The 26,733-nt window shown below is 57.3% G+C and carries 24 protein-coding genes and 1 tRNA gene; 16 read left to right on the top strand and 9 right to left on the bottom strand.

The window, feature by feature from the left end; all coding sequences use genetic code 11:
• Nucleotides 1-119: 119 nt before the first annotated feature.
• The 8 genes from ychF to BLW01_RS01115 form a co-directional block, all read right to left on the bottom strand.
• A complete protein-coding gene (ychF, locus tag BLW01_RS01150; RefSeq protein WP_092567656.1) occupies nucleotides 120-1,211 on the bottom strand; it encodes a redox-regulated ATPase YchF in 1,092 nt (363 codons plus the stop codon).
• A 152-nt stretch (nucleotides 1,212-1,363) separates the two neighbouring features.
• Nucleotides 1,364-1,954, bottom strand: a complete 591-nt coding sequence (gene pth / locus BLW01_RS01145; protein WP_092567655.1) for an aminoacyl-tRNA hydrolase — start codon at nucleotides 1,952-1,954, stop codon at nucleotides 1,364-1,366.
• 42 nt (nucleotides 1,955-1,996) lie between these two features.
• Nucleotides 1,997-2,692: a 50S ribosomal protein L25/general stress protein Ctc gene (locus tag BLW01_RS01140; protein WP_092567654.1), complete on the bottom strand. Its 696-nt coding sequence runs from the start codon at nucleotides 2,690-2,692 to the stop codon at nucleotides 1,997-1,999.
• Between the two features lie 106 nt (nucleotides 2,693-2,798).
• Complete coding sequence (locus BLW01_RS01135; RefSeq protein WP_175529729.1) at nucleotides 2,799-3,740, bottom strand: ribose-phosphate pyrophosphokinase; 942 nt, start codon at nucleotides 3,738-3,740, stop codon at nucleotides 2,799-2,801.
• A gap of 69 nt (nucleotides 3,741-3,809) precedes the next feature.
• A tRNA-Gln gene (locus tag BLW01_RS01130) sits at nucleotides 3,810-3,884 on the bottom strand.
• Nucleotides 3,885-3,964: 80 nt separating this feature from the next.
• Nucleotides 3,965-4,840 carry a 4-(cytidine 5'-diphospho)-2-C-methyl-D-erythritol kinase gene (gene ispE, locus BLW01_RS01125; RefSeq protein ID WP_092567652.1) on the bottom strand — a complete coding sequence of 292 codons (876 nt, stop codon included), beginning with the start codon at nucleotides 4,838-4,840 and terminating at the stop codon, nucleotides 3,965-3,967.
• The gene (lolB, locus tag BLW01_RS01120; protein ID WP_092567651.1) at nucleotides 4,833-5,438 is read right to left on the bottom strand and encodes a lipoprotein insertase outer membrane protein LolB; all 606 of its coding nucleotides are present in this window, start codon (nucleotides 5,436-5,438) and stop codon (nucleotides 4,833-4,835) included. Before lolB ends, ispE begins: the two co-directional genes overlap by 8 nt.
• Nucleotides 5,439-5,465: 27 nt before the next feature.
• Nucleotides 5,466-7,205, bottom strand: a complete 1,740-nt coding sequence (locus tag BLW01_RS01115; RefSeq protein ID WP_092567650.1) for a tetratricopeptide repeat protein — start codon at nucleotides 7,203-7,205, stop codon at nucleotides 5,466-5,468.
• Between the two features lie 166 nt (nucleotides 7,206-7,371).
• Between BLW01_RS01115 and hemA the strand changes: the two genes are divergently transcribed.
• The 13 genes from hemA (at nucleotide 7,372) to BLW01_RS01050 (ending at nucleotide 21,301) form a co-directional block, all read left to right on the top strand.
• The gene (gene hemA, locus BLW01_RS01110; RefSeq protein WP_092567649.1) at nucleotides 7,372-8,643 is read left to right on the top strand and encodes a glutamyl-tRNA reductase; all 1,272 of its coding nucleotides are present in this window, start codon (nucleotides 7,372-7,374) and stop codon (nucleotides 8,641-8,643) included.
• A 28-nt stretch (nucleotides 8,644-8,671) separates the two neighbouring features.
• Entirely contained in the window at nucleotides 8,672-9,757 is a 1,086-nt protein-coding gene (gene prfA, locus BLW01_RS01105; protein WP_092567648.1) for a peptide chain release factor 1, read from the top strand.
• 11 nt (nucleotides 9,758-9,768) lie between these two features.
• Nucleotides 9,769-10,602 carry a peptide chain release factor N(5)-glutamine methyltransferase gene (gene prmC, locus BLW01_RS01100; RefSeq protein ID WP_092567647.1) on the top strand — a complete coding sequence of 278 codons (834 nt, stop codon included), beginning with the start codon at nucleotides 9,769-9,771 and terminating at the stop codon, nucleotides 10,600-10,602.
• A 185-nt stretch (nucleotides 10,603-10,787) separates the two neighbouring features.
• Nucleotides 10,788-11,288 (top strand): Lrp/AsnC ligand binding domain-containing protein, encoded by a 501-nt coding sequence (locus BLW01_RS01095; protein WP_092567646.1) that lies wholly within the window; start codon nucleotides 10,788-10,790, stop codon nucleotides 11,286-11,288.
• Nucleotides 11,289-11,305: 17 nt separating this feature from the next.
• Nucleotides 11,306-12,058 carry a HesA/MoeB/ThiF family protein gene (locus BLW01_RS01090; RefSeq protein WP_092567645.1) on the top strand — a complete coding sequence of 251 codons (753 nt, stop codon included), beginning with the start codon at nucleotides 11,306-11,308 and terminating at the stop codon, nucleotides 12,056-12,058.
• 14 nt (nucleotides 12,059-12,072) lie between these two features.
• Nucleotides 12,073-12,996, top strand: coding sequence for a LysR family transcriptional regulator (locus BLW01_RS01085; RefSeq protein ID WP_092567644.1), 924 nt, complete (start codon nucleotides 12,073-12,075; stop codon nucleotides 12,994-12,996).
• A 193-nt stretch (nucleotides 12,997-13,189) separates the two neighbouring features.
• Entirely contained in the window at nucleotides 13,190-14,479 is a 1,290-nt protein-coding gene (locus tag BLW01_RS01080) for an NAD(P)/FAD-dependent oxidoreductase (protein WP_092567643.1), read from the top strand.
• Nucleotides 14,480-14,524: 45 nt separating this feature from the next.
• A complete protein-coding gene (locus BLW01_RS01075; protein WP_092567642.1) occupies nucleotides 14,525-15,658 on the top strand; it encodes an ABC transporter ATP-binding protein in 1,134 nt (377 codons plus the stop codon).
• A gap of 8 nt (nucleotides 15,659-15,666) precedes the next feature.
• Entirely contained in the window at nucleotides 15,667-16,590 is a 924-nt protein-coding gene (locus tag BLW01_RS01070; RefSeq protein WP_092567641.1) for an ABC transporter permease, read from the top strand.
• Complete coding sequence (locus BLW01_RS01065; protein ID WP_092567640.1) at nucleotides 16,587-17,387, top strand: ABC transporter permease; 801 nt, start codon at nucleotides 16,587-16,589, stop codon at nucleotides 17,385-17,387. The genes BLW01_RS01070 and BLW01_RS01065 overlap by 4 nt, the downstream gene beginning before the upstream one ends.
• Before the next feature lie 41 nt (nucleotides 17,388-17,428).
• Nucleotides 17,429-18,496 carry an ABC transporter substrate-binding protein gene (locus BLW01_RS01060; protein ID WP_229806343.1) on the top strand — a complete coding sequence of 356 codons (1,068 nt, stop codon included), beginning with the start codon at nucleotides 17,429-17,431 and terminating at the stop codon, nucleotides 18,494-18,496.
• 81 nt (nucleotides 18,497-18,577) lie between these two features.
• Entirely contained in the window at nucleotides 18,578-19,945 is a 1,368-nt protein-coding gene (locus tag BLW01_RS01055) for a glutamine synthetase family protein (RefSeq protein ID WP_092567639.1), read from the top strand.
• A gap of 63 nt (nucleotides 19,946-20,008) precedes the next feature.
• Nucleotides 20,009-21,301: an NAD(P)/FAD-dependent oxidoreductase gene (locus tag BLW01_RS01050; protein WP_092567638.1), complete on the top strand. Its 1,293-nt coding sequence runs from the start codon at nucleotides 20,009-20,011 to the stop codon at nucleotides 21,299-21,301.
• A 58-nt stretch (nucleotides 21,302-21,359) separates the two neighbouring features.
• Here the strand turns inward: BLW01_RS01050 and BLW01_RS01045 are convergent, their stop codons facing one another.
• The gene (locus BLW01_RS01045) at nucleotides 21,360-22,739 is read right to left on the bottom strand and encodes a glutamine synthetase family protein (RefSeq protein WP_092567637.1); all 1,380 of its coding nucleotides are present in this window, start codon (nucleotides 22,737-22,739) and stop codon (nucleotides 21,360-21,362) included.
• 259 nt (nucleotides 22,740-22,998) lie between these two features.
• On the opposite strand from BLW01_RS01045, the gene BLW01_RS01040 reads away from it, so the two are divergent.
• The 3 genes from BLW01_RS01040 to BLW01_RS01030 are packed head-to-tail and all read left to right on the top strand — an operon-like array spanning nucleotide 22,999 to nucleotide 26,714.
• The gene (locus tag BLW01_RS01040) at nucleotides 22,999-23,784 is read left to right on the top strand and encodes a gamma-glutamyl-gamma-aminobutyrate hydrolase family protein (protein WP_092567636.1); all 786 of its coding nucleotides are present in this window, start codon (nucleotides 22,999-23,001) and stop codon (nucleotides 23,782-23,784) included.
• 42 nt (nucleotides 23,785-23,826) lie between these two features.
• Nucleotides 23,827-25,209, top strand: coding sequence for an aspartate aminotransferase family protein (locus BLW01_RS01035; protein WP_092567635.1), 1,383 nt, complete (start codon nucleotides 23,827-23,829; stop codon nucleotides 25,207-25,209).
• Entirely contained in the window at nucleotides 25,206-26,714 is a 1,509-nt protein-coding gene (locus tag BLW01_RS01030) for an aldehyde dehydrogenase (protein WP_092567634.1), read from the top strand. The genes BLW01_RS01035 and BLW01_RS01030 overlap by 4 nt, the downstream gene beginning before the upstream one ends.
• Nucleotides 26,715-26,733 lie beyond the last annotated feature (19 nt).

Here is a 26,733-nt window from a genome sequence, read left to right as displayed (position 1 = left end):
CTGATGGCAACCGGTAATCTGCCGTTGCGAACGGATGGAGAAAGAAGGAATACGCCAGTGTCGGCCGGGAAACGGGAGTCGGAACTCGAATGGAGTCCCGATCCCGGGTGGTATGTCATCTAGACATTGAAACGGAAATGGATGACGTCGCCATCGGCAACGATGTAATCCTTTCCTTCTAGACGCCATTTGCCGGCATCCTTGGCAGCCTGTTCTCCGCCGAGGGACACATAGTCCGCGTAACTGACCACCTCGGCCCGGATAAAGCCTTTCTGAAAGTCGGTGTGGATGACACCGGCAGCTTCCGGAGCCGTGGCGCCGATCGGTACTGTCCAGGCACGCACTTCCTTTTCACCGGCGGTGAAGTAGGTTTGCAAGCCGAGCAATTGATAGCCGGCACGAATGACACGGTCGAGGCCGGGCTCTTCCATTCCCAGTTCGTCGAGGAACATGTCACGTTCTTCCTCGTCGAGCTCCGCGATTTCGGCCTCGATCTGGTTGCAAACGGGGACGACGACCGCACCTTCCTGAGTCGCTATTTCCTTGACGGTATCGAGATAGGGGTTGTTCTCGAAACCATCGTCATTGACATTGGCAATGTACATGGTGGGCTTCAGGGTCAGGAAGTTGAAGCTCTTGAGTTGACGTTTTTCATCGTCATCGAGCCCGAAGCTTCGTAGCGGTTGCCCTTCCGCCAAATGCGGATGGATGCGGTCTAATATTGCCTTGGTGGCAATGGCTTCCTTGTCGCCGCTTTTGACGACCCGGGCTAGTCGTTGCAGCGCCTTTTCGACGCTATCGAGGTCCGCAAGGGCCAGCTCGAGATTGATGGTCTCGATATCGACGCGGGGGTCCACCTGGTTACTGACGTGGATGACATTGTCATTGTCGAAGCAGCGTACGACATGAGCTATGGCATCCGTCTCGCGGATGTTGGCAAGAAACTGGTTGCCAAGTCCTTCGCCCTTGGAAGCGCCTGCAACCAGGCCGGCGATATCCACGAATTCCATGGTGGTGGGAATGACTTTCTGGGGTTTGGCGATCTCGGCCAGTTTGTCGAGGCGTGGGTCCGGCATGGCCACGATGCCGACATTGGGTTCGATCGTACAGAATGGGAAGTTTTCGGCATCAATACCGGATTTGGTCAATGCATTGAACAGTGTGGACTTGCCGACATTGGGCAGGCCGACGATACCGCAGTTGAAACCCATGGGATGTTCCTGGAAGCGTTTTCATGAGTGAAGAGTTGCAGGGAGTCTACTCAACTCGGCTTTAAGCCATAAGCGGTAAGCCAATACCCCCGGTCCTGGTGCGCAGCAGGCTGTGACTTACAGCTTATAGCTTCAAGCTTATGACTGACTGCTCATTTGGAGGCTGAAAAACTATGCAGCCGATTCATGGCTTTGGACCATTCTCCCTCTAAGGTCAGGGGGAGCGTCGCCAGAATTTCCTCCAGCACGGCGTCAATCGCCGCCCGCTCTGCCTTGCCAGGGTTTCCCAGCACGTATTGGGTCACTTGGCTTGAATCGCCTGGGTGTCCGATCCCGACGCGAATGCGAGAAAAGGATTTATCATTACCGAGCGCACTGGCAATGTCTCGAAGGCCATTGTGCCCGCCATGACCTCCGCCATGCTTGTAGCGGGCGGTGCCGGGCAGGAGGTCCAGCTCGTCATGAGCGACCAGCAGTTCCGGAGGCGACAGCTTGAAAAACTGACAAAAGGCAGCGACGGAAGCGCCGCTGCGATTCATGTAGGTTTGGGGAAATAACAGGTATCGATCTTCGCCTGCCAACGATAATCGGGCATACAGAGCCTGGAATTTCTTTTCGAGACGCAACGGCACATTATGATGCTTCGCTACGGCCTCGATGACCCAGGCACCGGCATTGTGCCGCGTGTTGTCGTATTTCGGTCCGGGGTTGCCCAGACCGATGATCGCTTTCACTTGGCTCATGCCGATGCCCTTCAGGTTGATGGCGAAACGATCAGACGTGGATTATTCGCCCTTGTTCTCTTCGTCACCTTCGCTGCTGTCTGATTCAGGCTCTTCCGAGGCAGATTCGCCAGCTTCTGCGGCTTGCTCTTCTTCCTCGTCGCCCTCGGTGGTACCGCGCGTCGGATGCGTGATGCTGACGACGCCGGCGTCGTGGTCTTCACCGTGTGACAGTGCGACAGACGTGACACCCTCGGGCAGCTTGAGGTCCGAAATATGCAGTGTGTCGCCGAGCTCGAGGTCGCTGATGTCGACTTCAAGGTATTCGGGAAGGTGCTTCGGCAAGCAGCTGACTTCGATGTCGGTCGCCAGGATATGCAGGACACCGTCCTGTTCCTTGATGCCACGGCAGTCTTCTTCACCGATGACGTGCAAGGGGACGTTCATCGTCAATTCCTGGGCCGCGTCGACGCGCAGGAAGTCGGCATGGGTAACCAGTGGTTTGTGGGGATGCCGTTGCAGGTCACGAACGACGACCTGCTCTTTTTGACCATCGATATCGAGTGTGATCAGCGAGGAGAAGAAGGCTTCTTCGTCGATCGACTTGTAAAAGATCGTCTTGTCGATGGCGATGGCCTGCGGTGCCTTGGTGCCACCGTAAATGATGGCGGGCACTTGAAGGTTCGCACGACGCAGGCGGCGGCTCGCACCTTTCCCCAGGTCGTGGCGAACGTTACCGGTAAGTGTGTAATCTGACATTGGTTAATAACCTCATAGTTAAAAAAGGAAAACGCTCGGGCCCGCGACCAGGCTCCGGCGCTTTCATCAGCGCCCGAAGGCGCGCGTATCCGACGCCATGTCGTCTTCAGTGGAACATGGCGCTGACGGATTCTTCGTTGCTGACTCGGCGAATGGCCTCGGCAATCAATCCCGCGACCGACAGTTGGCGTATCTTCCCACTGCGACGTGCCGCTTCGGACAGTGGTATCGTGTCGGCAACGACCAGTTCGTCGAGTACCGACCCGCTGATGTTGTCGATCGCCGGGCCCGAAAGAATCGGGTGCGTGGCGTAGGCCACGGCACGACGTGCACCATGGCTCTTCAGCGCTTCGGCAGCCTTGCAGAGCGTGCCGGCGGTGTCGACCATGTCATCGACGACAACACAGGTCCGATCATCGATATCGCCGATGATATGCATGACCTGGGCCTGGTTGGCCTGGGGGCGGCGCTTGTCGATGATAGCGAGATCGGCATTGAGTTGCTTCGCGATGGCTCGCGCCCTTACCACGCCGCCGACGTCGGGGGAAACCACGACCAGGTCATCATAATTCTGGCGTTCGATATCGTCTAGCAGGATCGGAGAGCCATAAACATTGTCGACCGGAACGTCGAAGAAGCCTTGGATCTGATCGGCATGCAGGTCCATGGTCATGACCCGATCGACTCCGGCCTTGACCATCATATCGGCGACCACCTTGGCCGAAATGGGCACGCGAGAAGAGCGTACGCGACGATCCTGGCGAGCGTAACCGAAGTACGGAATGACGGCCGTGATTCGAGTGGCTGAAGCCCGACGCAACGCGTCCACCATCAGGATCAGCTCCATCAGGTTGTCGTTGGTCGGTGCGCAGGTAGACTGCAGGATGAAAATATCTTTGCCACGGACATTCTCATTGATCTCGACCGCGATCTCGCCGTCACTGAATTGTCCGACCGTGGCATGGCCAAGCCGATTGTCGAGTCCCTCGGCAATCTTTCGGGCGAGTTCGGGATTGGCGTTCCCGGTGAAAACCATCAATTTAGACACGCGCAGCCACCTTTGCAGTCTTGGGAATCTCTTGCAGGGATGCCGACAAGCCATGAGTCCAAAGAGAAATGGCTGGGGTAGCAGGATTCGAACCTGCGCATGGCGATACCAAAAACCGCTGCCTTACCACTTGGCTATACCCCAGTAACACCTGCTTGGCGGATCGACAGTCTCGATGCGTGTTGCTACCGCATGGGAACAACTGGATTCGAGTCCTGTCGTGATCAGTTGCGACATCCCAGAGCTGCATGAAGGGGGGATAAATTGCAGCCGCGTGCCTTGAAGGCCTGCCAGTGCTCAGCCGCTCGGGCCAGCAGGCTATCGGCTTGCCGTTCACTGGTCAATTGAGCGAACACGCATGCACCAGTGCCTGTGAGCATGCTGGGCGCTTGTGTTGACAACCAGTTCATGGCGGCATCGACTGACGGATACATGGTTCTGACGACGCTTTCACAGTCGTTTCGCCAAGTCGAGACACCCCCCTGCAGTGCGCGCGCCATACTAATCGGGGGGGTGTCTCGTGTCAATTCCGGCGAGTTGAAGACGTCTGCCGTGGCAATGGATACGTTTGGATGAATGACCAGGAACCAGGGCTGGTCGAGGCGATCATCAACCGGCTGAAGCCGTTCGCCGACGCCTTCGGCCCAGGCCGCCCTGCCTCTCACGAAGACCGGGACATCAGCGCCCAGGGTCAGACCGAGTTCTGCAAGGCGGTCGGCATCCAGGCCCAGGCACCAGAGTCGGTCGAGGGCCAGCAATGTCGTGGCGGCATTGGAGCTTCCGCCGCCAAGTCCGCCGCCGATGGGCAAGCGCTTGTGTAGGCGAATATCGATACCGTAGCGGGTGCCACTCTGCTGTTGAAGCAGACGAGCCGCCCGCACGATGAGATTGTCTGCCTCGGCGATCGTCGGCAAAGGCGGTTCAAGACGAATATGCCCATCGTCGCGACGGCGGAAATCCAGCGTATCGCTGATGTCGAGAAACTGGAACAGCGTCTGCAGCTCATGGTAACCATCGTTGCGCCGGCCAGTGATATGCAGTAGACGATTGAGCTTCGCCGGTGCAGGGAGACGTAGTTCGGTGCTCTCCACATCAATCATTGTCTACCTGCGGTTCCCATTCGTTGACCACCAGAGTGGCACGGACATCATCTTGCGTCATGACCATCCGGCGTGGCAGCCATAAGTCTTCCACGAGAGTCCAGTCACGATATTCGATCGTCCAGCCATCCTGATCGAGTTCAGCGGGGAAGCCTCGGTCATCCATTTCACGCTGGCTTGCCCTGTCGGGTGCAGGCAGGCCGCGCACCCAATAATGAAGCGACGAGACGGGCAGGGACCAACCGAGTTGCTCCTGCATCAGCGCTTCTGGTGTCTCGGCTTCAAAGCGACCTTCACCAGTCGTTAACGTCACTTCATCAGAACGGCCTTCAAGGACGCTTCGGCCGGACCCGAAGGGGCCAGTCAGCATCATGCGGTAGTAGGCTGCGCCCTGATGCCAGTCCAGGTTGGCGCTGGTGGAATCGTTGGGAAGGCGTAGCCCGACCTTGCCAACCAATTGCCAGCGCTCGAGCGCTTCGAGTGTTGACTCTTGCGCATCCCATTGGCCCGGTTGAGGGCCGTCTTCGTGAGAGGGCGGACGACTGGCGCAGCCGACCATCAATACGGTGAACAGAAATACTGTGAATAATCGGGTCATGGCGTTCTCGTTACGATCGATGATCGGTTACTGTATCAGGTCGGGTCGCCGTTCGAGCAGGTCCTCGATCAAGGGGCGCGAATCAAAGCGTTCCTGACTTTCTTGCAGTAGTTCCCGCGCCTCATCGCGTTTGTCCAGTACCCACAGAACTTCAATCAGGTGGGCCGCCACTTCCTGATCCGGCATGGCGGCATAGGCACGCCGGAGATACGGCAGTGCGCGCTCATGTTGTCCCAGCTTGTAATAGACCCATCCCATGCTGTCGAGAATGGCGGGGTTGTCCGGTTCCAGCTCATGGGCGCGTTCGATCAGTTCTCTGGCTTCTTCATGACGCTCGGTCATGTCGGTCAGGGTGTAACCGAGCGCATTGAGGGCTGTCGCGTTGTCAGGGTCATTATCGATAACCTGCTTGAGGTCCCGCTCCATGGCATCAAGGTCATCGTTATTGAAGGACCGCATGGCGCGCACATAACGCAAATCCGCAGAGTCGGGATCGGCCTCGACGGCTTGGTTCAGCAATTGATCGGCGTCCTCCTCCAGTCCCTCCTGATCCAGCAGTTCCACCTCTAGAGCGATCAGGTCCGCGGCCTGTTCCTCGTGGCGAAGCCGCTCGATATGCAGGAACTCGCGCGCCTGTTCAAGACGATCATGGTCGATGAGCGTTTGCGCGGCCAGCTGCCGTGACTGCAGGAAATGCTCTCCCGGTGGAACCTGACGAAAGTAAAGCAGGGCATTGTCGGTCTCGCCGGTCTCGGCAGCGATCCTCCCCAACAGCATGAAGGCGCGTGGCGGCGGAGTGTCTCGATCGGTCATTGGCAATAGTAGCCGACGAGCCGGTTCCGTGAGATTTTCATCGAGATACAGCTGCGCCACGGCCAGTCGTAGGTCGTCATTGTCGGGATGACGCTCCAGTAGCGTGCTGGTCTGCACCTCAGCCCGGTCCGGATTGCCCAGCATCAGCTCACTCTGAGCCAGGAGAAGAATGAAGCGGTCATCATCCGGTGCCAGGTCCAACCCCTGCTGAGCGGCCTCTTTTGCTTCGGCCGGGCGCTCGGTTTCCAGCGCAATATTACTTCGAGCCAGCCATAATTCAGGCATTTCGGGTGAGTCGTCGGCCAGTGCCTCCAATCGTGTCCGTGCCGATTCGTGATCGCCATTGGCTGCTTCAAGCTGGGCGGTAGCCAGCACGATATCCGGATATTGCGCGCGTTGACTCTGGTCCCTTTCATCGAGATAGCGGTGCAGTTGGGTCAGCAACGGCTCCAGCGGCGCTCCACGGTCGATCGCCATATCGGCAAAATCGGTCAACTCCCCTTGACCGCCGCGCTCTACCAATGCCAGCCGTTGTGCCAGGGCGGCTTCCCAGTCACCACGTTGTAGCGCCAGGCTGCCCAGGAGGCGAATAGGGGCCTCGGCCTCCGGGGCCAGTTGTTGCCAGCGTTCCGTGATCGTTTCCAGTAACTCCCGGTCGTCGGCGAAACGCGCTGCCAGAGCCGCCCGTTCAATGAGAGGAATGGAATCGTAACGTCCAGCGACTTCGAGATAATCCCGGCTGGCACGCCGGTAGTCGCCGCGCTGCCCGGCGAATTCGGCCGTCAGGAGTGTCGACAGGCCGTCGGCATCCAACCCTTTTTCAATGGGAGGCGCGCCAGCCATGGGATCGTCTGACGAGTTGACATTCGCCGGTTTGGTAACCAGCCCCTCGCAACCGGTCAGTGTGACCAGACTGGTAAATCCCAGTGCGAAAAGTGACAAGCTTACGCGCATGGAGGCCTCGTTCAATGTGCCGAGCGCTCAGCATAACGGCTCGATTGCCACGGGCAAAGCATCGGTTGGGGCGTGTCAGTGATGTGGGCTGTGGTAGAATAACGGCATTCGGTCAAGATACCTTCGCCGTGAACGCCTTGATGAGCATAAGCAAAGACCCTGACGAATGACGCTGTTGGCCCTCGGAATCAATCATAATACCGCTGCCGTGGACATGCGGGAGCAGGTTGCCTTTACGCCGGTTCAACTGGAATCGGCCTTGGCGGAATTACGCGCGCTGCCTGAAGTCAGTGAAGCGGCGGTATTGTCGACGTGCAATCGAACAGAACTGTATTGCGTGACGCATGATACTCAGGGTGAGCGGCCTATCCTGGATTGGCTGGGCCGCTTTCATGGATTGCCGATAGAGGACCTCGCGGGTTGTGCCTACCATTATCTGGATGTCGAAGCTGCCAGGCACCTGATGCGTGTTGCTGTAGGACTCGACTCCATGGTGTTGGGCGAGCCGCAGATTCTGGGGCAGCTCAAGGAGGCTTACCAACTCGCTCGGGAGCATAGTGGTCTGGGTGGAGAGCTGGAGCGCTTGTTCCAGCATACCTTCGCGATTGCCAAACAGGTCAGAACCGAAACCGGAATTGGTGAAAATCCCGTGTCGGTCGCCTATGCGGCGGTGAGCATGGCCAGCCACATCTTCGATGATTTTTCCCGTTCCTCGGCATTGTTGATCGGTGCGGGGGAAACGATCGAGCTGGTGGCGCGCCACCTGCGTGAGGCGGGAGTGAGAAATCTCGTCGTGGCCAACCGCACTCGCGAGCGTGCCGAGGTGTTGACACGGCAGTTCGATGGACGGGCCGTCACGCTAGACGAAATTCCCGAGGTGTTGGTCCATGCCGATATCGTGATTTCATCCACCGCATCGCCTTTACCCATTTTGGGTAAAGGAATGGTCGAGCGGGCGCTGAAACGGCGCCGACACCGACCGGTATTCATGGTCGATATTGCCGTGCCACGTGATATCGAACCCGAGGTCGGCGAGTTGGGGGACGTGTTTCTATATACCGTCGATGATCTCCATGAGGTTATCGAAGAGAATCGCCGACATCGGCAATTGGCAGCCGAACAGGCAGAATCGTTGATCGAACAAGGGGTGGGGAGTTGGCAGCATGAGCGTCGCATCAGGAGTGCTGGGGACTTGATCCGCCGCTATCGCGAACAGGGCGAGGCCGTGAGAGCCGAGGTGGAATCTCAGGCGCTGGCACAACTTGCGCGTGGCGAAGATCCGGAAAAGGTGGTTTCGCGCCTGACCCGCCAACTGGCCAACAAATTGATGCATGGGCCGACCCTGGGCCTTCGCGAAGCCTCGGGAGCCGAGCGGCATGACATCATCGCCGCTGCCGAGGCGTTATTGTTTGATTCGTCACGGTCCGGCGATTCATGACGACTGTTTCACCGTTACAGGATCCTGCATGAAAGAGACGTTGCGACAGCGCCTGGAGTCTTTTCACGAGCGCTTCGAGGAACTTGCCGCGTTACTGTCCGACCCGGACGTCATCGCCGATCAGACGGGATTCCGTGGTTATTCCCGGGAGTACGCCGAGCTGGAGGAGCTGGTAGCGGCATGGCAGGATTACCGGGCCGTGGAAGACGATATAGCGGCAGCGCAGCAGTTGGCAGGAGACAGTGACGTCGAGATGCGTGAGCTGGCGGAAGAGGAGCTGGCCGAGGGGCATGCACGTCTCGCCGAGCTTGAAGACACACTGTTGCGTTTGCTGATACCCAAGGATCCCGATGATGACCGTAACGTCTATCTGGAGATCCGTGCCGGTACTGGTGGTGATGAGGCGGCCCTGTTTGCCGGGGACCTGTTCCGTATGTACTCCCGTTATGCCGAGAAACAAGGCTGGCAAGTGGAGATCGTCAGTGCCAGCCACGGTGAACAGGGGGGTTACAAGGAGCTGATTTCACGGGTCAAGGGCGAGGGCGTCTACGCCCGCTTGAAGTTCGAATCGGGTGCACACCGTGTGCAACGTGTGCCGGCGACAGAATCCCAGGGACGTATCCATACCTCCGCCTGTACTGTCGCTGTCATGCCGGAAGCCCGTGAAGTTGGTGAGGTCGATATCGATCCCAATGACTTGCGTGTGGATACGTTTCGCTCGAGCGGTGCTGGAGGGCAGCACGTCAATACCACGGATTCGGCCGTACGAATCACTCACTTGCCGACCGGCGTGGTGGTCGAGTGTCAGGAGGAGCGCAGCCAGCACAAGAATCGTGCCAGAGCCATTGCGTTTCTTGCCGCGCGCCTTAAACAGGAGGCCGTGGACAGCCAGCGACAGGAACAGGCGGATACCCGGCGCTCATTGGTCGGCTCCGGGGACCGAAGTGAGCGTATTCGGACCTATAATTTCCCCCAGGGGCGCATTACCGATCATCGTATCAACTTGACCTTGTATAAATTGGGAGAGGTCCTGGGGGGTGAGCTGGATGACGTGATCGAGCCATTGTTGCATGAGCACCAAGCAGAACAGTTGGCGGCCCTTCAAGGGGGGTGAGGATCTTGTCCGTGTCGCTGGATGAATTGTTGGTAATGGCGGGGAGGCGCCTTGATGCGGCTGGCTCGCCGAGTCCACGGCGCGATGCCGAGATGCTGTTGTGTCATGTGCTGGGTGTAGAGCGCAGTTGGCTGTATACCTGGGGGGATAGGGCGTCAGACGTCGAGGTCCGGGCGCGTTTCGAGATCCTTGTCGCAGCGCGTGCTCAAGGTCGTCCGGTCGCTTATTTGTTGGGGTATCGTGAATTCTGGGGGTTGGCGCTGGAAACCTCGCCAACCACGTTGATTCCCCGTCCGGATACGGAAACGCTTGTTACTGTATCACTGGAACATGGCGTTCGATCTCGGGGACGGTTCCTGGACCTGGGGTGCGGTACTGGTGCCGTTGCTCTGGCATTTGCCAGCGAGCGCCCCCAATGGCATGTTCTGGGAGTCGATGTCGTTCATGATGCCGTGATGCTGGCCCAACGCAATGCGGTTCGTTTGGGGATAGACAATGCCGATTTCCGTGTCAGTGACTGGTTTGCCAGTATCGAGGAGCGGGAGTTCGATGTCATTGCCGCCAACCCACCGTATCTGTCCGATGACGATCCTCACCTGGATCATGGTGATGTGCGTTTCGAGCCTCGTTCTGCACTGGTGGCATCGGCCCATGGGCTGGGGGATCTTAGATCCCTGATCGCAAGGGCGGGACATCATCTGAAACGAAAGGGATGGCTGTTTCTGGAGCATGGTGCGGAGCAGGGAGAAGTGGTACGCGGCATGTTGTTGGAAGCCGGTTATGGTGATGTCGTGACGCGGACTGATCTGGGCGGGCGTGAGCGTGTCAGCGGTGGGCGATGTTGAGCGGCGCTGGCACAAGCGGCTGGAGACCAGTTCTGCGGTATGGTATTAATGGTAAGAGTGTTTTCCTTCGTTGTTTTTTTCAGATCCTAGCTGATATGCCATATCGAGAACTAGAAAAACCGCCAATGTTGGGCGAATCATCTACCATGTTTGCGCGTCTGAAATGGCTCGGGTGGTGATTCACGATGAAAGCCAAGACCCGTTCGCTCGACCGTATTGATATCAAGATCCTGCGCTGCCTGCAGGAAAATGCACGTGTTTCCTATGTCGATCTGGCCTCGCAAGTGGGGTTATCCACGACTCCATGTCTCGAGCGTGTCAAACGTCTCGAGCGTGCCGGCATTATTCGTGGCTATAAAGCCTTGCTCGATCCCAAGGCACTGAAGGCTAACCTGTTGGTGTTTGTAGAGATCAGTCTGGAAACACAGTCGCCGGCAGTGTTCGACGAGTTTCGCCGTGCCGTTGCCAAGTTACCGCAAATCCAGGAGTGCCACCTGGTATCCGGGCAGTTCGATTACATCCTGAAATGTCGTATCCCTGAAATGTCGGCATATCGCCAGCTGTTGGGTGATGTCGTCTTGACCCTTCCCGGGGTCAAGGAGTCCAAGAGCTATGTGGTGATGGAGGAGGTCAAGGAGGAGTTTGCACTGCACGTGCCGGACCTGGATGAATTGGAAGACAACTAACCTGGAGTGGCTACCCGATGGATGATCAGGCCCTGCTGCGCTACAGCCGGCAAATCATGCTCGATGCCATCGATATCGATGGACAGGAGCGTTTGCTGAATAGCCGGGTTCTGATTGTGGGTGCCGGTGGACTTGGGTCGCCGGTAGCGCTTTACCTGGCCGCAGCCGGTGTCGGCCGATTGACGATTGCCGACGCTGATCGTGTCGAATTATCCAACCTGCAGCGTCAGATCGCACATACCCAGGTGGATCTGGGCAGCAACAAGGCTGACTCCGCGCGAGCGGCGGCGTTGGCGCTCAATCCCCAATGCCGCATCGATACGCTTACGTCCCATCTCGAGGGTGAGGCGATGCGCGAGGCCGTGTCGAGTGTTGACCTGGTCGTCGATTGTACCGACCGCTTTTCGAGCCGTTATGCCATCAATCATGCCTGTGTGACGACCGGTCGTCCTCTGGTCTCCGGGGCGGCGATTCGTTTCTCCGGACAGTTGGCGGTGTTCGATCCCCGTGATAGTGAAAGCCCGTGCTATGCCTGTCTGTATCCGCCGCAGGAGGGGATGTCGGATGATGAATTGCGCTGTTCGGAAAATGGCGTAGTTGCGCCGCTCGTTGGGGTGATCGGTAGTTTCCAGGCACTGGAAGCGATCAAGGTGCTTAGTGGTGCCGGGACATGGCATCGCGGATTATCCACCTTCGACGGCATGCAAGGGACCTGGCGTCATTTTCAGGTGCCTCGTGATCCTCACTGTGCGGTCTGCGCCGATCGGTGATGCAAGGAGACCGCATGACGGGAGAGCACAAGTCGCCACTGCCTGGCCAGGTCAGCGATTTTGATATCCGTTTGTTGCGAGTGTTCAGGGCTGTGGCCGAATGTGGTGGCTTTACGGCAGCGGAAGTCGTCCTCGGTATCGGCCGGCCGGCTATCAGTCTGCACATGAACGATCTCGAAAAGCGACTGGGATTGCGTCTTTGTCAGCGCGGACGGGGGGGATTTGCGTTGACGGAAGAGGGGCGCCATGTCTATGAAGCGTCCTTGCGTCTGTTTGCTTCCCTGGAAATGTTCCGCAGCGAGGTCAATGAACTGCATCATACCTTGCGCGGTGAACTGAATATTGGCATCACAGACAATCTTGTCAGTCTGCCTCAGATGCGAATCACGCATACTCTGGCCGACCTCAAGGCCCAGGCGCCGGATGTGGCCATTAACATCCACATGGATCCGCCGGATGCCATTGCCCAGGGAGTCCTGGACTCCCGGCTGCATCTGGGCGTTGTCCCGCAGGTCAATCTGCTGGCGAGCCTGGAGACTCGGTTTCTGTACAGTGAATGCTCCCGCCTGTATTGCGCGAATCGTCATCCATTGTTCGATATTCCGGCGGAGGCATTGGAGACAACCGATCTCCATGATTATGAAGCCGTGGTGCCCGGTTATCCGCTGCCCGATACGGCCCGTGCACCCCATGCGCGGCTCAGAGGAACGGCAACCGCGTCCGATCGAGAGGGGGCGGCTTTCCTGATTCTCACCGGGAGCTATATCGGTTATCTGCCGGATCACCTGGCGGCCCCCTGGAAAGCGATGGGGCGGTTGAGAGAATTGCCCATCGATGGTGGTTATTATTTGACGCCATTTGTCGTCATTACTCGTCGTGATCGTCGACCCAATCGCGTCCTGGAGGCCTTTTTCGAGGTTCTTGAGAAAAACCCTTGACGTCGTATCGCGTTCGTTTCCCTTCTCCGCTTGTTGTTTTCGTTATTGAATACTTGACATGTGGTAGTGGCTTGGTGGCAGACTGTAATCACACCTTGGATCAGCAAAATGATCCATATGCTTCCCAGGGTGGTCAAAGAATTCAACAACAATAGTCAGCAGAGATCCTCTCTGTCTTGATAAGGAAGGTTTCATGGCATCCGATGCCAGCGAGAGTCCCGCATCCTACTACCGTGACAGCATCCAGGTAACGCTGGCGCCGACCTCCACGCTGGAGGGTGAAGCGAGAGCGGACGTCTGCATTATTGGTGGCGGTGTCACCGGATGTTCGACGGCCTTGCATCTGGCCGAACAAGGATATTCGGTGGTGTTGCTCGAAGCGGGAGAGGTTGGCTTTGGCGCTTCGGGCCGAAGTGGCGGCCAGATCCTGCCTGGTCTGGGTACCGACATCTCAACGATCGAAAAGGCGCTTGGCCTGGAGCGAGCACGGGATATCTGGGAAATGAGCCGTGAAGCGGTGCGCCTGACCGCCTCCTTGATCGAGCGCCATTCGATACCTTGCGATCTTCAGTGGGGATATCTTCACGCTGCCGTCAAGACACGCCAGATTCGCGAGCTGCAGTCCTTTCGGGATGAGATGGAGCGTCGTTACGGTTACTCCGGCCTGCATTGGCTCGAGGGTGATGCGCTGCGAGAACATGTCTGCACCGGTGTCTATCCCGGTGCGCTGTATGACAGCGAGGGCGGGCATCTGCATCCCCTCAATTATACGTTGGGACTGGCGAAAGCCGCTCAGCGTGCTGGAGCGCATCTGTATGAGCATAGTGCCGCTCTGCATGTCCAGCGCGGCTCTCCAGCACGCGTCGTGACTGAACAGGGGAGTGTGACAGCCGATTTCGTCGTGGTGGCTGGAAACGCGTATCTCGGAGGCCTGGTGCCTGAACTGGATGGGCGCATCATGCGGGCTGCCAACTACATGATTGCGACCGAACCGCTAGGTGAAGCACGTGCTGCGAAGGTCCTGCCCCAGAACGATGCCTTGTCCGATGCTAATTTCGTACTCGATTATTATCGACTCTCTGGTGACCGCCGCCTGATTTATGGTGGAGAAGTGAGCTACAACGGGCGTGAACCGAAACATTTGCAAGAACGCATGGAGACGAAGATCGCTCATCTTTTCCCCGTATTGGGCGGTGCCAGGATCGATTATCGCTGGGGTGGGGATGTGGCTATCACGCTCAATCGTGCCCCTGACTTCGGACGTCTGGAAGGCAATCTGTATTACGCTCAAGGATATTCGGGCCATGGGATGGCCTTGGCAGGTCTGGCGGGTCAGTTGCTCGCCGAAACCATCGCTGGACAGGCTGAGAGATTCGATGTATTTGCTGCCATGCCGCATCGTCGGTTCCCCGGCGGACGCTGGTTACGCACTCCCTTGTTGGTACTGGCTACCAATTTTTACAAACTGCGCGATCGCCTATAACAAGGACAAGTAGGGATCGAGAGCCCATAACAGGAGAGTGGAATAATGACTTCTTCCTTGACGGCCCCTGATAACGCCACTCCGGCGTCGGAAACTGTCCACGCCGATTACCCTGAGGACTCCGCCTCCCGCCACAAGGCGTCAACGATAGTGTTGCAAGGCCTGGAAAAGCGTTTTGGAGCAGACACCATCGCCCTTGATGGTGTGGATTTGACCATCGATTCCGGTGAGTTCTTTACACTGCTAGGTCCCTCGGGATGTGGCAAGACGACGTTGCTGCGTATCTTGGCTGGGCTTGAAACTCCCGACGGTGGACGATTGCTGTTGGGTGACAAAGACATCACCGAGATTCCGCCTCACCGGCGGAGTGTTAATACCGTCTTCCAGTCCTACGCATTGTTTCCTCATCTCTCGGTTCGGGAAAACCTGGCATTCGGCCTACGTATGCAGGGAATCTCGGAAGCCGAGAGAAACCGTCGTGTCGACGACATAGCGGATTTCATTCAGTTGGGGCCACTGATCGATCGGCGGGTTGATCAGTTGTCCGGAGGTCAGCGCCAGCGTATTGCACTGGCCAGAGCGCTGGTATGCGAGCCGGAAGTATTGCTGCTCGATGAGCCGTTGTCGGCACTGGACGCGGGTTTGAGAAGTCAGCTTCAGGTCGAGTTGTTGAGAGTGCAGAAACGGTTGGGCATGACGTTCGTCTTCGTGACGCACGATCAGCAGGAAGCGATGGTGATGTCGGACCGCATCGCTGTACTCGATGGCGGTATCATCCAGCAGGTCGGCCCTCCTCGCGACGTATACGAGCGGCCGGTCAATGCGTTCGTGGCTCGGTTCATGGGGCATGACAACCTGTATCCGGTCACCAACCGCGACGGGAGTGCCTTGATGACGGATCTGGGCACACTGCACCTGACGACACCGCCCGATGGCGATCTTCTATTGATACGTCCCGAGACACTGGACCTGTTGCCTGGCGAGCAGGCAGGGGACAATCGCTTGTTCGGCACCGTAACGGAGTGTCTCTATCGTGGCAGCCATGCCGAATATCGCCTGGAGGTCGGTTCCACGACCATGCAGGCTACCGTCAGGAATTGCGGCGGAAACCTGCCGGCTGTCGGCGATCGTGTCACGGTGGTTGTCTCCACCGATGACCTCGTCACCCTGAACGCGTGAGGTGTGCCATGGCTTATTCTGGAGTTCTCCCAAGCGCACGCAGTCGAGCGATGGTCAGTGAATCCCGACACCTGCTGATGACGGTTGCCCCGGGGGCTGTCTGGATTTTTATCTTCCTGGTTCTACCCAGCTTCTACCTGATGAGCGTTGCGTTCATGACCAACGGCACGTATGGCCTGCCAGAAATGCCGTTGAGCCTGGAATCGTTCAAGCGCCTGGCGGGATTCGGCTTTCTGGGCTGGAGTGCCGGGAATCTCTTCACCCTGTTGCGTTCATTGTGGCAGACAGTGGTCTCCACTGGACTGGTGATCATTATTGCTTACCCGATTGCCTATTACATCACCACCTGCCGGGAGAAGTGGCGTCCCATCATGCTGTTGCTGGTAGTCGTCCCCTCCTGGACCAATCAGGTGATCCGGACGTTCGGCTGGATGAACCTGCTGGCGCCCGGGACGCCATTGGCTGAGTTTGCCCAGATGCTGGGTCTGGTCCCGGCCAATATGGGGCTCTATCCTTCGAATTTTGCCGTGACCCTGGGGTTGGTTTATAACTTCCTGCCCTTCATGGTGCTGCCTTTGTATGCGGCTTTTGAAAAGCTGGACCACGCTCAGGTGCAGGCGGCACAGGACCTCTATGCTTCTCCGGTGCGAGCATTCTGGCACGCTGTCTTCCCTCAGACGTTGCCAGGTTTGCTGGCCGGTATCGTGCTGGTGGCCATTCCCGCCTTTGGCATGTACGTCATCCCTGAACTGCTGGGTGGCGGTAAAGGAATGATGCTGGGCAATCTGGTTGCCAATCAGTTCTCGGGCGGTTCGAACTGGCCGCTGGGTGCCGCCGGCGCCATCCTGATGCTGATTGCCACTTTCATTGGACTCTATGCCATGCGTCGTATCGGTAAGCGACTGGGTGGCGGCGAGGAGGTCGTCATATGAAAAAGCAGACCTTGCAACGGTCGCTGACCGGTTTCTGGTGGCTGACCCTGTTCTTTCTCTATGTGCCTCTACTGGTCGTGGTCCTCTTTTCTTTCAACGCGGCCAATAGCGCAGCGAATTTTACCGGCTTTTCGTTACGCTGGTACCAGCAGTTACTGGGGAACGAGGAAATCCTGTCGGCCTTTGCCAATAGCATGGTGTTGGCCATTGCCTCCTCTGCAGTGGCGCTGACTCTAGGCTGTTTGATTGGTTATGGCATGTATCGGCACCGTCACCGTAAGCTCGGTTGGTTGATCATCCTGATTTACTTGCCGATCGTGCTGCCGGATATTGTTTTCGGGATCTCGGAGATGGCGTTCTTCGTGCAGATCAATCGGTTGACCGGTTTGCTGGGACCGGGGCTTTTGACCATGATCATCTCGCATGTGACATTCCAGATTCCCTTCGTGGCGCTGATTGTCTATTCGCGGTTCGTCGGTCTTGACCCGACATTGTTCGAGGCGGCGAAGGATCTTTACGCCACGCCTTGGCAGCGTGCCCGGTTCTTCATGTTGCCAACCATCAAGCCAGCGTTGATTTCGGCATTCTTCCTGTCGTTCACACTATCCATCGACGACTTCGTGATCAGCTTCTTCACGGCCGGTCCGGAAAGCGCCACATTGCCGATCTATATCTGGGGGGCCATCAAGAAAGGGGTGTCTCCGGAAATCAATGCGATGGCGACCGTCATGATCGGTGCCGTCGCTGTTGCTGCTGTGCTGAGTCTGATGTTCAACCGTCAGGGGCGTCAGCAATAAGGCGCCCATTACCCCCAACGAGGGATCCGAAGGAGAGCGAAATGATGAAAACAATGACCCGCAACGTCGCTATCGGCCTGGGTGGTCTGATGCTGGCCTCAACGGCCCAGGCAGATGAGGACACCCTGTACCTCTTCAACTGGACAGAATACATGGACCCCGACATCATCGAGGCCTTCGAGGAGAAGTACGATGTCGAGGTGGTCCAGAACTATTTCAACTCGTTGCCGGAGATGTTCTCCAAGCTCAATGCCGGAGGCACCTCCCAATACGACATCATCGTTCCATCCAATTACTACATTCCGCGCTTGATCGAGACGGGCCTGGTACAGGAGCTCGACCACGACAAGCTGGAAAACCTCGATAATCTGATGGGGGAGTTCCAGGATCCGGAGTACGATCCGGGAAACCAGTATAGTGCGCCCTATCAATGGGGAACGACGGGTATCGTCTACAACACGGAAACCTTCCCCGACGCCCCCAAGAGCTGGTCGCTGCTCTTTGACGAGTCGACGAACCCTGAGCATCCCTTCGCGTTGATGGGAGATGGTCAGGTCAGTATGGGAGCGGCCTGTGCCTATCTCGGGCATGGCTATGACTGTACGAATATGGAGGCCTGGAAAGAGGCGGCCCAATTGCTGCTGGATACCAAGGAGCGCGATACCTTCAGTGGATTCGTCGACGGCACACCCGCCCTGCAGGAGTTGGCACGTGGCGTCACGCATGTTGGCTTGAGCTACAACGGTGACTACCTCTACTTCAAGGATGAGGATCCCGAGACCTTCGAGACCATCGATTTCATGCTGCCCGAAGAGGGTGCCGAAATGTGGGTCGATGCCATGATGATCCCTAGCGAGGCACCCAATCCGGACTTGGCCCACAAGTTCATTGACTTCATTCTTGATGCCGAGGTTGGCGCCCAGTTGTCCAACTACAACTATTACGCGAGCCCCAATGAGGCCGCCAAGCCGCATCTTGACGATGTCCTGAACGAGCCGCCGGTACAGCCGAGCGAAGAGGACATGGAAAATCTGCGGTTCACTCCCAGCCTGCAAGGGGACGAGCTGGATACCTTCCAGCAGTTGTGGTCTGAAGTGAAATCGCGCTAAGCCCTCGGTGCTTGATGCACGAGGCCGGGACCCGGCGGGCACGAAAGTGCCGGGCCCCGCTTCTTCACCAAGGAATTCTTTATGAGTAACAGCCACGTAGAACCGGTGTTGAAAGACTGGTTCGATGCCCATGGAATTACGGAAGTGGAGTGTCTCGTCTCGGATCAGACGGGCATACTCAAGGGCAAGATCATCCCGGCCAAGAAATATCTCAACGGTGGACGCCCCAGGCTGCCAGATTCGATCTTCATTCAAACGGTGACTGGTGGCTATCCCGATGATGAGGATATCCGTTTCTGGAATCCCGCAGAGCGCGACATGGAGTTGGTGCCGGATCCCGATGCCATCTATCTGGTCCCTTGGGCGGAAGATGCCACGGCACAGATCATCCATGATTGCCATTACCTGACGGGGGAGCCCGTTGAGTTATCGCCCAGGCACGTTCTTAAACGGGTTCTGGAGCTCTATGAGTCCCGAGGCTGGATTCCGGTGGTGGCCCCGGAAGTCGAGTTTTACTTGGTCAAGACCAATACCGACTCGGATTATCCGCTGGAACCTCCCATTGGCCGATCAGGGCGCCAGGAAAGCAGTCGGCAGTCATTCTCGATCGATGCTGTCAATGAGTTCGACCCCCTGTTTGAAGAGATGTATGACTACTGCGATGCCATGAATCTGGACCTGGATACCCTGATTCATGAAGAGGGTGCCGGGCAGATGGAGGTCAATTTTCAGCATGGCGATCCGCTCACATTGGCCGATCAGGTCGTGATCTTCAAGCGTACGTTGCGCGAAACCGCTCTGCGGCATGGCATGTATGCCACCTTCATGGCCAAACCCATGGCCAACGAACCGGGTAGTTCCATGCATATCCATCAGAGCGTGGTGGACAAGGAGAGCCGGCGTAACCTGTTTGCTGGTGACGATGGCCAACCGAGCCGCCTGTTTCATCACTTCATTGGGGGGCTGCAGCAGTATTTACCGGCGGCCATGCCCATGCTGGCACCAAACGTCAACTCCTATCGCCGATTGATTCGTAGCGAACACAGCGGTTCGGCACCTGTGAACGTGGAGTGGGGACTCGACAATCGTACGGTGGGGTTGCGTGTGCCCGTAGCAGAGCCCGAAGCCACCCGCGTGGAAAATCGCCTGGCTGGCGCCGATGCCAACCCTTATCTGGTCATGGCAGCATCTCTGGCATGCGGTTATCTGGGTATGTTGGGGCAGGTCGACGCCCGTCCACCGGTAGTGGGATCCGCTTGGTCGGGCGGCAACAAGCTGCCCGATGATATCGGGCCGGCGCTGGATGCCCTGCACGATTGCAAGCCGCTTTGTGATCTGTTGGGAGAACGTTTTGCCAACAGTTACCTCGCGGTCAAGCGCGCTGAACACCGCGCCTATTTCCAGGTCATCAGTTCTTGGGAGCGCGAACACCTGTTGTTACGGGTCTGATGTGACCGATCGAGTGTCACTGTTTGCTATCCCGGTGCTATCAATCATCTTTGAGAGGTCCTCATGACTGCTGCGTCATCGACTGAGCATGCGCGATCCTATTATGCAGCGACTGCCAACCCGACCCCTCAGCGTCCAGAGCTGATCGGGGAGGTAACATGTGATGTCTGTGTGGTTGGTGCCGGATTCACTGGAATGTCTTCGGCACTACACCTTGCCGAACGTGGCTTTAGCGTTGTGGTTCTGGAGTCGGCGCGAGTGGGGTATGGTGCCTCCGGACGCAATGGCGGACAGATCGTCAACAGCTATAGTCGCGATATGGATGTCATCGAGGCCAAGTATGGTGCCGAAACCGCTCGCTCACTGGGGGATATGGCGTTCGAAGGCAACCGCATCATCCGCGAGCGTATCGACACCTACGATATTCGCTGTGATCTCAAGAACGGTAACCTGTTCGCTGCCTGTAACGCCAAGCAATGGAGTGAGCTCAAGGAGCACAAGACGTTATGGGAGCGTTATGGTAACCATGAACTGGAACTGCTGGAAGGTAGTGAGCTGGCGCGAGAAGTCGTGAGCGAGCGGTTCGTGGGTGCGCTCGTCGATCATTCCGGTGGACACTTGCATCCTCTGAATCTGGTATTGGGGGAGGCGGCGGCTGTCGAAACCCTGGGAGGGCGTATCCACGAACAGAGCCCTGTCGTCGCGGTGGAGCAAGGCGATCCCGTACGCTTGCGCACGCCGCGGGGGAGCGTTGTGGCGGATCAAGTCGTGATGGCTGGCAATGCGTATCTCAATGGAGTGTTGCCGGAGCTCGAGAGTCGATCGATGCCTTGTGGCACGCAGATCATCACCACCGAGCCACTCGGTGCCGATCTGGCCGGCACGCTGCTGCCAAACGACATGGCCGTAGAGGACTGTAATTATCTCCTGGACTATTTCCGTCTTAGTGCCGACAACCGTCTGATTTATGGTGGAGGTGTCAATTATGGAGGACAGGACCCCGATAATATCGAGGCGGTCATTCGCCCCAAAATGCTCAGGACCTTCCCGCAGCTGGCCAATGTGAAGGTCGATTACGCGTGGAGCGGAACGTTCTTGATGACGCTCAATCGACTTCCTCAGTTCGGTGTCATCAACGACAACATCTATTATGCACAGGGTTATTCCGGCCATGGGGTGACCTGCACCCACCTGGCAGGACGCCTGATTGCTGAGGTGATGGAAGGCAGAAACGAGCGCTTCGATGCCTTTGCGGATCTACCGCATCTGCCGTTTCCTGGGGGGCGTTTGCTGCGTGTTCCGTTATCTGCGTTGGGGGCCTGGTATTACCGGACTCGGGATGCGCTTGGTGTCTGATGGCCCATCCCCATGTCCCTATGGGCATGGGGATAAAACGTGATGTCAGGGTGCGGTATCAGACCTGGCGAAGATACCAGTCGTATTCGAGTTGACTGACGGCCTGCATCGCCTGAGCCCGCTCGGCGCGTCGGTTGGCAATATAGACATTCACGAATTCAGCGCCCAGAGCCTTGTTGAGGATCTCGTTGCCTTCCAGTAAGTCTAGCGCTTGTTGCCAGCTATTGGTCAGGCTGCTGTCGTATTGCTCATAGGCATTGCCGGTTGTCGCCGGCGGGGGAGTCAGCTGCTGCTGCATACCGTAGTCAATGGACGCAAGGAGCGTGGCCAACAGTAGATAGGGGTTGACGTCGGCCCCCGCAACGCGGTGTTCGATGCGCCGTGCGGCATTCGGGCCTGAAGGAATCCGCAATGCCACTGACCGATTGTCATATCCCCATGTCGGTGTCATGGGTACATAAAGCCCCGGCTGGAACCGACGGAATGAGTTGATATTCGGCGCGAATATGGCCATGGAAGCCGGCATCTGTTCGATCAGACCGGCGATGGCCTGGCGCAGGGCGGGCGTGCCATGAGGACTCTCCTCGGGGTCGGCGAAAATATTCTGGCCTGTCTCATCCAGCAGGCTGATATGCACATGGGTCCCGTTCCCCGCTTCCTGACCATAAGGCTTGGCCATGAAAGTGGCTTCGAAACCGTGCTGAACGGCCACACCCTTGATCAGACGCTTGAGGAGAATGGCGCTATCGCAGGCTTTCAAGGCATCGTCACAGTGGATCAGATTGATTTCGAACTGGCCTGGCGCGCACTCCTTGAGGGCCGTATCCAGTGGAAGCTGTTGAATTCGGGCGGCCTGTTGGATGTCTTCCAGGAAATCGGCGTATTCGTCGAGCTCCCCGATGGAATATAGCTGACTTTGGGTCGCACGCTCGCCGGTGGCGGGAGAACAAGGGGGCTGAACGGAACCGAGCGGATCGCGCTCACGGTCTATGAGATAGAATTCCAGTTCCAATGCCACGACAGGGGTAAGGCCTGCCTCGCCCAGACGCTCCAGGATCCCCTCGAGAACGCAGCGTGGGTCGGCAAAGAAAGGCGCACCGTTCGCTTCTTCCATCGTCATCAATAATTGCGCCTGCCTGCCGCGTCTGATCCATGGCGTAGGCATCAGCGTGCCGGCAATGGGACGGCACACACGATCACTGTCTCCAATGGTCAAGCCGAGGCCGGTTTCCTCGATGGTATTGCCATTGATATCAAGGGCAAATACCGAGGCAGGCAGGTTGATACCGTCGCGATATGCCTTGGTCAGGTTGTTACGTGGTATGCGTTTACCGCGTGGTACGCCATTCAGGTCGCTGATCAGCAGGTCGACGCTATCGATATCCGGGTGTCGTTCGAGAAACGCCTCGGCCTCGTCAATGGATCTGGTCGTCGGCATGAAGGTCACCTGTTGCCTAAATCGTCGTTTGTATTGTCCGGTATCTTTCCGTTCCTGCTTTCTGTTGTCAAATTATTTACGAAAAAAGCGGCTTCCTGCTAAGAGGGGTGACGCCTGATTTCAGAATGGTTTCATATATATCAATATTTTATATGTTTTTGTTGGACTTGTTTTATGATGAGGTTGGAAACTTAAATCAACGGCTGGTATGTTTGGAGCAACAATCCAGTCCATATAACAGTGTGGTGAGGGACAGGTAATGCAAGCGACACCCGTAGTTGGCGTGATTGCATGTCGCCGGGAGGTGGAAGGTCATCCTGCGCATGTCGTGACGGATAAATATCTGCAGGCCCTCCGTGAGTACGGTATGGCGCCGGTATTACTGCCAGTGTGGAATGATGTACATGCGCACGCCTCAGAGACAGCCTTGCTGGCACAATTGGATGGTCTGCTGCTGACCGGTAGTTACAGCAATGTCGAACCGTCCCGCTATGAGGCTGCATGCGCACCTGAAAATACTCAGGGAGATAGTGATCGTGATGCTGCCGCGATGGCGTGGGTACCTGCAGCACTCGATCTGGGGCTCCCCTTGTTCGGTATTTGTCGGGGGTTTCAGGAAATCAACGTGGCATTTGGCGGGACGTTGTACCAGGCGGTCGAACGTGTGGAAGGCCTTATGGATCATCGTGAGCCCGTGGGTCCTAAAGACGTTCGCTATGCGCCAAGCCATGATCTCGAGATCCTGCCGGGAGGAATTCTGGCATCGCTTCATGCCCAACCTTATAGCCGGGTCAATTCACTTCATCAGCAGGGGGTCGCCGAACTGGCACCCGGGTTGCGTGCTGAGGCGGTTGCTCCTGATGGACTGGTCGAGGCCGTGTCCGTCGAGGCCGCCGAGCAATTTGCGCTGGCTGTCCAGTGGCATCCTGAGTGGCAGCCTCGTGAACATCCTCTCTATGATGCCTTGTTTGCCGCGTATGCCAGGGCGTGTATCCACCGCAAACGGGTACGTATGGCGGATACCGAGGCATGTGTTAGTGCATGATCCTTCCTGACTTTCTCTGTTTTGCCGGTGGGGACCGCCATCATGAATTGGACGAAAGACATGCAAGCGCTCGACAGGGCGCATCACCTTCACCCTTTCACCGATTTCAAGGCGTTGGGAGAAGAGGGGAGCCGCATCGTAACGCATGCCGATGGGATCTATATCTTTGACAGTGAAGGGCATCGTATTCTGGATGGCATGGCGGGGTTGTGGTGCGTCAATCTGGGATATGGCCGTCAGGCACTGGTCGACGCGGCAACCCGGCAGTTACAGCAATTGCCTTACTACAATAATTTCTTCAAGACGACGCATGTACCGGCCGTCACGTTGGCCGATACGCTGTGTCGCCTGGCGCCGGCATCGGTCAATCATGTGTTCTTTACCGGTTCAGGCTCGGAGGCCAATGATACCGTTCTGCGAATGGTTCGACGTTATTGGGCATTGGAGGGCCAACCCGACAAGCAGTGGATCATTGCCCGGGAAAATGCCTATCACGGTTCCACGGTTGCCGGCATGAGTCTGGGCGGCATGGCACCGATGCATGCCCAGGGTGGTCCGCTCGTACCGGGAATCACGCATATCGCCCAGCCCTATTGGTTCGGTGAAGGTCGAGATCAATCACCGGAGGACTTCGGTCGAGCCTGTGCGGCGGCGTTGGAAGAGAGGATCCTCGAGCTCGGTGAGGAGAATGTTGCGGCGTTCATTGCCGAGCCGGTGCAGGGCGCAGGTGGCGCCATCATTCCCCCTGACAGTTACTGGCCGGCGGTCAAGGAGATCCTTGCCAGATACGACATCCTGCTGGTCGTTGATGAGGTGATTTGTGGCTTCGGCCGTCTGGGCGAATGGTTTGGCAGTCAACATTATGGCCTCGAGCCTGACCTGATGCCGATTGCCAAGGGCATGTCGTCCGGTTATCTCCCTATCGGCGGTGTCATGGTCGGCGATCGGGTCGCCGACACCCTGATCGACACGGGGGGCGAATTCTTCCATGGATTCACGTATTCCGGTCATCCCGCCTGTGCTGCCGTAGCGCTCAAGAATCTTGAGATCATGCAGGCGGCAGGCGTCGTTCAGCGCGTACGTGACGATGTGGGCCCCTACCTTGCGCAGCGGTGGAGTGCGCTGGCTGATCATCCGCTTGTTGGCGAAGCTCGGTCGCTGGGATTGATAGGCGCATTGGAGCTCGTTGCCGACAAGGCCACTGGTGCACGGTTCGACAAGTCATTAGGGGTCGGCAATTTATGTCGTGATATCAGTTTCGCCAATGGGCTGGTCATGCGGTCCGTTGGCGATAGCATGATCATATCGCCGCCCTTGACCATGACCCGTGACCAGATCGATGAATTAGTGAGCCTGGCCCGTCAGGCGCTTGATGAGACGGCCAGGCACCTGAATGTAGCCATTCATAAGGAGCAAACGGCATGAGCGCAATGCACAAGGTTCCGGAGTCGCATGCTGACTGGCAAGCAATGGCCGGGGCACTTCGATTCGAGACGCGCGCTTTCATCAATGATGCATTCGTCGATGCGTCGAGTGGAGTGACGTTCGAGACAGTCAATCCCGCTACTGGAGACGTGCTGGCGCGCGTTGCTAGCTGTGATGCGCCCGAAGCAGAAGCGGCAATCCGTCATGCTCGACAGGCATTCAATACCGGCAACTGGTCTCGTATCGCTCCGTCAGAGCGAAAACGAGCCCTGTTACGCTTGGCCGATCTCATGGAGTGCCATAAGCATGAACTGGCATTGCTCGACACGCTCGACATGGGCAAGCCGGTGACCAGCTCGATGGGCGATATGGCGGGTGCTATCAGTTGCATACGGTATAACGCCGAAACCATCGACAAGCTCTATGGTGAAGTCGCGCCGACCGGTGAAGATAGCCTGGGTATGATTCTGCGTGAACCGCTTGGCGTGGTGGCGTCGATCGTGCCCTGGAACTTTCCGTTGATGATGACGGCCTGGAAAATCGGCCCGGCACTGGCGGCGGGCAATAGTGTCATTCTGAAACCCTCGGAAAAGTCGCCGCTGTCGGCACTGCGGCTGGCCCAATTGGCCTTGGAAGCCGGGTTGCCAACCGGGGTCTTCCAGGTGCTGCCTGGCTATGGGCATACGGTTGGACAGGCGTTGGCGCTGTCGATGGACGTCGATTGCTTGTCCTTTACCGGTTCGACCCAGGTCGGCAAACTGCTGATGCAGTTCGCGGGTCAATCCAATCTAAAACGTGTCTATCTGGAGTGTGGGGGCAAGAGCCCCAATCTGGTGTTTGCCGATTGCAAGGATCTCGATGCCGTGGCAACGAATGCGGCAGCGGCCATCTTTCATAATCAGGGCGAAGTCTGTATCGCTGGTTCGCGTCTTCTGGTCGAGAACTCGGTACGTGAAACCTTCATTGAAAAGGTTCTCGAGGCGGCTGAAACGATGCAGCCTGGCGATCCCCTGGATCCGGCCAGCTTCATGGGAGCCATCGTCGATCGGACCCAGTATCAGAGCATTCTCGACTATATCCGGCGCGGTGTTGAAGAAGGGGCTCATTTGCGAGTCGGGGGTGAGGCCACCAATGAAGAGAGTGGGGGGCTGTTCATTCCGCCAACGGTGTTTGATGGTGTGACGCCACAAATGGCGATTGGGCGTGAGGAAGTGTTCGGTCCGGTGCTGTCGGTCTTCGGTTTCGATACCGAGGAAGAAGCCATCACCATGGCCAATGACAGCCAGTATGGCCTGGCTGCTGGGCTCTGGAGTCAGGATATCGACCGCATCATGCGCGTGACGCGCCGTTTGCACTCGGGTCAAGTCTACGTCAATAACTGGGCAGGTGGTGATATGACGATGCCTTTCGGTGGCGTCAAGCAGTCCGGCAATGGTCGTGACAAATCACACCACAGCCTGGAGGAGTATTCGGAACTCAAGAGTGTGTGGATGGCGTTGACATAAGCGTCCGTTGATTTGGCCG

This window comes from Aidingimonas halophila (assembly GCF_900106955.1).
GTDB lineage: Bacteria > Pseudomonadota > Gammaproteobacteria > Pseudomonadales > Halomonadaceae > Aidingimonas > Aidingimonas halophila.
The sequence above is the reverse complement of the archived record's forward strand: the minus strand, read 5'-3'. Positions and strand labels throughout refer to the sequence as shown.